The 5,437-nt window shown below is 54.5% G+C and carries 2 tRNA genes and 3 rRNA genes; all 5 read right to left on the bottom strand.

The window, feature by feature from the left end:
* Nucleotides 1–5: 5 nt before the first annotated feature.
* Nucleotides 6–119: ribosomal RNA gene (gene rrf, locus BMI01S_RS36690) — 5S ribosomal RNA — on the bottom strand.
* Between the two features lie 170 nt (nucleotides 120–289).
* A 23S ribosomal RNA gene (locus BMI01S_RS36685) occupies nucleotides 290–3,170 on the bottom strand.
* A 395-nt stretch (nucleotides 3,171–3,565) separates the two neighbouring features.
* Nucleotides 3,566–3,641, bottom strand: a tRNA-Ala gene (locus tag BMI01S_RS36680).
* 105 nt (nucleotides 3,642–3,746) lie between these two features.
* Nucleotides 3,747–3,823, bottom strand: a tRNA-Ile gene (locus BMI01S_RS36675).
* A 65-nt stretch (nucleotides 3,824–3,888) separates the two neighbouring features.
* Nucleotides 3,889–5,419 (bottom strand): 16S ribosomal RNA (locus tag BMI01S_RS36670).
* Together the 16S, 23S and 5S rRNA genes with 2 tRNA genes alongside form the textbook arrangement of a ribosomal RNA operon.
* Nucleotides 5,420–5,437 lie beyond the last annotated feature (18 nt).

The raw sequence follows: 5,437 nt of genomic DNA, 5'->3' as shown, positions 1-5,437 counted from the left end.
GAGGAGCCTGACGATTACCTACTTTCACACGGGCAATCCGCACTATCATCGGCGTGGAGTCGTTTCACGGTCCTGTTCGGGATGGGAAGGGGTGGGACCGACTCGCTATGGTCATCAGGCATGACGGGTTGCTGCGTCGCGGCGGGTTTTAGTGTCCGCGCGCCACAGCCAATCGGGAAGAAGCGTAAAGAGGTGTTGCTGAATTGGGGTTGTGTTGTTTCCGGCACAACACGCGATCTCTCAACCTGTGCGTCCTGCTCGCCCAGCCGGGCGGAGGCACACCTGTTATAGGATCAAGCCTTACGGGCAATTAGTATCAGTTAGCTTAACGCATTACTGCGCTTCCACACCTGACCTATCAACGTCCTGGTCTCGAACGACCCTTCAAGGGGATCAAGTCCCCGGGGAAGTCTCATCTTGAGGCGAGTTTCCCGCTTAGATGCTTTCAGCGGTTATCTCTTCCGAACATAGCTACCCGGCGATGCGACTGGCGTCACAACCGGTACACCAGAGGTTCGTCCACTCCGGTCCTCTCGTACTAGGAGCAGGCCCCCTCAAACTTCCAGCGCCCACGGCAGATAGGGACCAAACTGTCTCACGACGTTTTAAACCCAGCTCACGTACCTCTTTAAATGGCGAACAGCCATACCCTTGGGACCGGCTACAGCCCCAGGATGAGATGAGCCGACATCGAGGTGCCAAACACCGCCGTCGATATGAACTCTTGGGCGGTATCAGCCTGTTATCCCCAGAGTACCTTTTATCCGTTGAGCGATGGCCCTTCCATACAGAACCACCGGATCACTATGACCTGCTTTCGCACCTGTTCGACTTGTGAGTCTCACAGTCAAGCACGCTTATGCCATTGCACTATCAGCACGATTTCCGACCGTACCTAGCGTACCTTCGTACTCCTCCGTTACCCTTTGGGAGGAGACCGCCCCAGTCAAACTGCCTACCATGCACTGTCCCCGACCCGGATCACGGGCCAAGGTTAGAACCTCAAACAGATCAGGGTGGTATTTCAAGGACGGCTCCACGGAAACTAGCGTTCCCGCTTCACAGCCTCCCACCTATCCTACACAAACCGGTTCAAAGTCCAATGCAAAGCTACAGTAAAGGTTCATGGGGTCTTTCCGTCTAGCCGCGGGGAGATTGCATCATCACAAACACTTCAACTTCGCTGAGTCTCGGGAGGAGACAGTGTGGCCATCGTTACGCCATTCGTGCAGGTCGGAACTTACCCGACAAGGAATTTCGCTACCTTAGGACCGTTATAGTTACGGCCGCCGTTTACCGGGACTTCAATCAAGAGCTTGCACCCCATCATTTAATCTTCCGGCACCGGGCAGGCGTCACACCCTATACGTCCACTTTCGTGTTTGCAGAGTGCTGTGTTTTTATTAAACAGTCGCAGCCACCAGTTTATTGCAACCCCTTCACCCTCTGCGCGCAGGCGCATCAAGCTACCAGGGCGTACCTTATCCCGAAGTTACGGTACCAATTTGCCGAGTTCCTTCTCCCGAGTTCTCTCAAGCGCCTTAGAATACTCATCTCGCCCACCTGTGTCGGTTTGCGGTACGGTCAACGTGAAACTGAAGCTTAGAGGCTTTTCCTGGAACCCCTTCCAGTTGCTTCGCTTCCGAAGAAGCTCGCGCCACACCCTTGAGTCCTGTAGCCGGATTTGCCAGGCTACCCTCTCCAATGCAGCGACCGGGACTTCCAACACCCGGACAACCTTCCGCGATCCGTCCCCCCATCGCATTTCACGCCGGTGCAGGAATATTGACCTGCTTCCCATCAGCTACGCATTTCTGCCTCGCCTTAGGGGCCGACTCACCCTACGCCGATGAACGTTGCGTAGGAAACCTTGGGCTTACGGCGAGGGGGCCTTTCACCCCCTTTATCGCTACTCATGTCAGCATTCGCACTTCCGATACCTCCAGCACGCTTTTCAACGCACCTTCGCAGGCTTACGGAACGCTCTCCTACCATGCACATTACTGTGCATCCGCAGCTTCGGTATATGGCTTAGCCCCGTTACATCTTCCGCGCAGGACGACTCGATCAGTGAGCTATTACGCTTTCTTTAAAGGGTGGCTGCTTCTAAGCCAACCTCCTGACTGTTTTAGCCTTCCCACTTCGTTTCCCACTTAGCCATATTTGGGGACCTTAGCTGGCGGTCTGGGTTGTTTCCCTCTTGACACCGGACGTTAGCACCCGATGTCTGTCTCCCGTGATTGCACTCTTCGGTATTCGGAGTTTGCTATGGCGAGGTAATCCGCAATGGACCCCTCAACCATGACAGTGCTCTACCCCCGAAGGTGATACACGAGGCACTACCTAAATAGTTTTCGGAGAGAACCAGCTATTTCCAGGTTTGTTTAGCCTTTCACCCCTATCCACAGCTCATCCCCTAACTTTTCAACGTTAGTGGGTTCGGTCCTCCAGCACGTGTTACCGTGCCTTCAACCTGGCCATGGATAGATCACCTGGTTTCGGGTCTACACCCAGCGACTGGACGCCCTGTTCGGACTCGCTTTCGCTACGCCTGCCCTATTCGGTTAAGCTTGCCACTGAATGTAAGTCGCTGACCCATTATACAAAAGGTACGCCGTCACCCCTTGCGAGGCTCCGACTGTTTGTATGCATGCGGTTTCAGGATCTGTTTCACTCCCCTCCCGGGGTTCTTTTCGCCTTTCCCTCACGGTACTGGTTCACTATCGGTCGATCACGAGTATTTAGCCTTGGAGGATGGTCCCCCCCATCTTCAGACAGGATTTCACGTGTCCCGCCCTACTTGTCGTACACCTAGTTCTTCCAATCTGTTTTCGCCTACGGGGCTATCACCCACTATGGCCGCACTTTCCAGAGCGTTTGGCTAACAGTTCAGATAAAGAGTACAGGCTGGTCCCATTTCGCTCGCCACTACTTTGGGAATCTCGGTTGATTTCTTTTCCTGCGGCTACTTAGATGTTTCAGTTCGCCGCGTTCGCTTCACATGACCTATGTATTCAGTCATGGATACTCCATACGGAGTGGGTTTCCCCATTCGGATATCTGTGGATCAAAGCTTGTTTGCCAGCTCCCCACAGCTTTTCGCAGGCTACCGCGTCCTTCATCGCCTGTGATCGCCAAGGCATCCACCACATGCACTTGTTCGCTTGACCCTATAACGGGTGTGTCTTGCGGCCAGAGTTAGCGCTTTAGCTGTCGGCCGGAGTTAGTGCTTCAGCACTTACTCCGGGCCCATGCAAAGCTCTTACTCTGGGCTCATCCCCGTAGGGGACAAGCAAAGAGCACTCGTTACAGGTTGAGTATTCGTGTTGCGCCGTATTCCAAAGCAATCTTTCGATCACTTAAAAATACATTGATACAATCACAACCCTGATTCACCTACTCCACCCCATCTCTAGACGCTTTCAGATGAATCTCTTTACTACTTCTTCCTGATTGTTAAAGAACGACAGCCGATACTTTCGCTTTGATGCGTCATATCGCTCTGACTGGCTCAATCGCCAATGCGAAGGGCTCTGCTTCGTGCAGAACGCTGTGCATTGAGGATTGGTGGAGGATGACGGGATCGAACCGACGACCCCCTGCTTGCAAAGCAGGTGCTCTCCCAGCTGAGCTAATCCCCCAGCTCATAAACCATTCAGACCCAGGCGTTTGCGCTTCCGGGCTCTGCCCTGCGGGCAGAGTGGGATGCTCGTAAGTGCTGAAGCACTAACGATCATCGCAAAAGTTGGTGGGTCTGGATGGATTCGAACCATCGACCCCCGCCTTATCAAGACGGTGCTCTAACCGACTGAGCTACAGACCCCTGAGTCTGTCTTTCTTACAGCCGACAAGTGTGAGCGCTTTAACGCAGCGAACGACAAGCTCTGGAAAGGAGGTGATCCAGCCGCACCTTCCGATACGGCTACCTTGTTACGACTTCACCCCAGTCATGAATCCTGCCGTGGTGACCGTCCTCCTTGCGGTTAGACTAGCCACTTCTGGCAAAACCCACTCCCATGGTGTGACGGGCGGTGTGTACAAGACCCGGGAACGTATTCACCGCGGCATGCTGATCCGCGATTACTAGCGATTCCAGCTTCACGCAGTCGAGTTGCAGACTGCGATCCGGACTACGATCGGTTTTCTGGGATTGGCTCCACCTCGCGGCTTGGCAACCCTCTGTTCCGACCATTGTATGACGTGTGAAGCCCTACCCATAAGGGCCATGAGGACTTGACGTCATCCCCACCTTCCTCCGGTTTGTCACCGGCAGTCTCCCTGGAGTGCTCTTGCGTAGCAACTAGGGACAAGGGTTGCGCTCGTTGCGGGACTTAACCCAACATCTCACGACACGAGCTGACGACAGCCATGCAGCACCTGTGTGACGGCTCCCTTTCGGGCACTCCCGGCTCTCACCAGGATTCCGTCCATGTCAAGGGTAGGTAAGGTTTTTCGCGTTGCATCGAATTAATCCACATCATCCACCGCTTGTGCGGGTCCCCGTCAATTCCTTTGAGTTTTAATCTTGCGACCGTACTCCCCAGGCGGTCAACTTCACGCGTTAGCTACGTTACCAAGCCAATGAAGGCCCGACAACCAGTTGACATCGTTTAGGGCGTGGACTACCAGGGTATCTAATCCTGTTTGCTCCCCACGCTTTCGTGCATGAGCGTCAGTATTGGCCCAGGGGGCTGCCTTCGCCATCGGTATTCCTCCACATCTCTACGCATTTCACTGCTACACGTGGAATTCTACCCCCCTCTGCCATACTCCAGCGATGCAGTCACCAATGCAGTTCCCAGGTTAAGCCCGGGGATTTCACATCGGTCTTACATCACCGCCTGCGCACGCTTTACGCCCAGTAATTCCGATTAACGCTCGCACCCTACGTATTACCGCGGCTGCTGGCACGTAGTTAGCCGGTGCTTATTCTTCCGGTACCGTCATCCCCCCGGGGTATTAACCCAGAGGATTTCTTTCCGGACAAAAGTGCTTTACAACCCGAAGGCCTTCTTCACACACGCGGCATTGCTGGATCAGGCTTGCGCCCATTGTCCAAAATTCCCCACTGCTGCCTCCCGTAGGAGTCTGGGCCGTGTCTCAGTCCCAGTGTGGCTGGTCGTCCTCTCAGACCAGCTACGGATCGTCGCCTTGGTAGGCCTTTACCCCACCAACTAGCTAATCCGCCATCGGCCACCCCAATAGCGCGAGGCCTTTCGGTCCCCCGCTTTCATCCATGGATCGTATGCGGTATTAATCCGGCTTTCGCCGGGCTATCCCCCACTACTGGACATGTTCCGATGTATTACTCACCCGTTCGCCACTCGCCGCCAGGCCGAAGCCCGCGCTGCCGTCCGACTTGCATGTGTAAGGCATGCCGCCAGCGTTCAATCTGAGCCAGGATCAAACTCTTCAGTTCAATACCTGTTACTGTTTT

Source organism: Paraburkholderia mimosarum LMG 23256 = NBRC 106338 (assembly GCF_000739815.1).
Classification (GTDB): domain Bacteria; phylum Pseudomonadota; class Gammaproteobacteria; order Burkholderiales; family Burkholderiaceae; genus Paraburkholderia; species Paraburkholderia mimosarum.
Note: the sequence above shows the minus strand (reverse complement) of the source record. Positions and strands in the feature narration are given on the sequence as shown.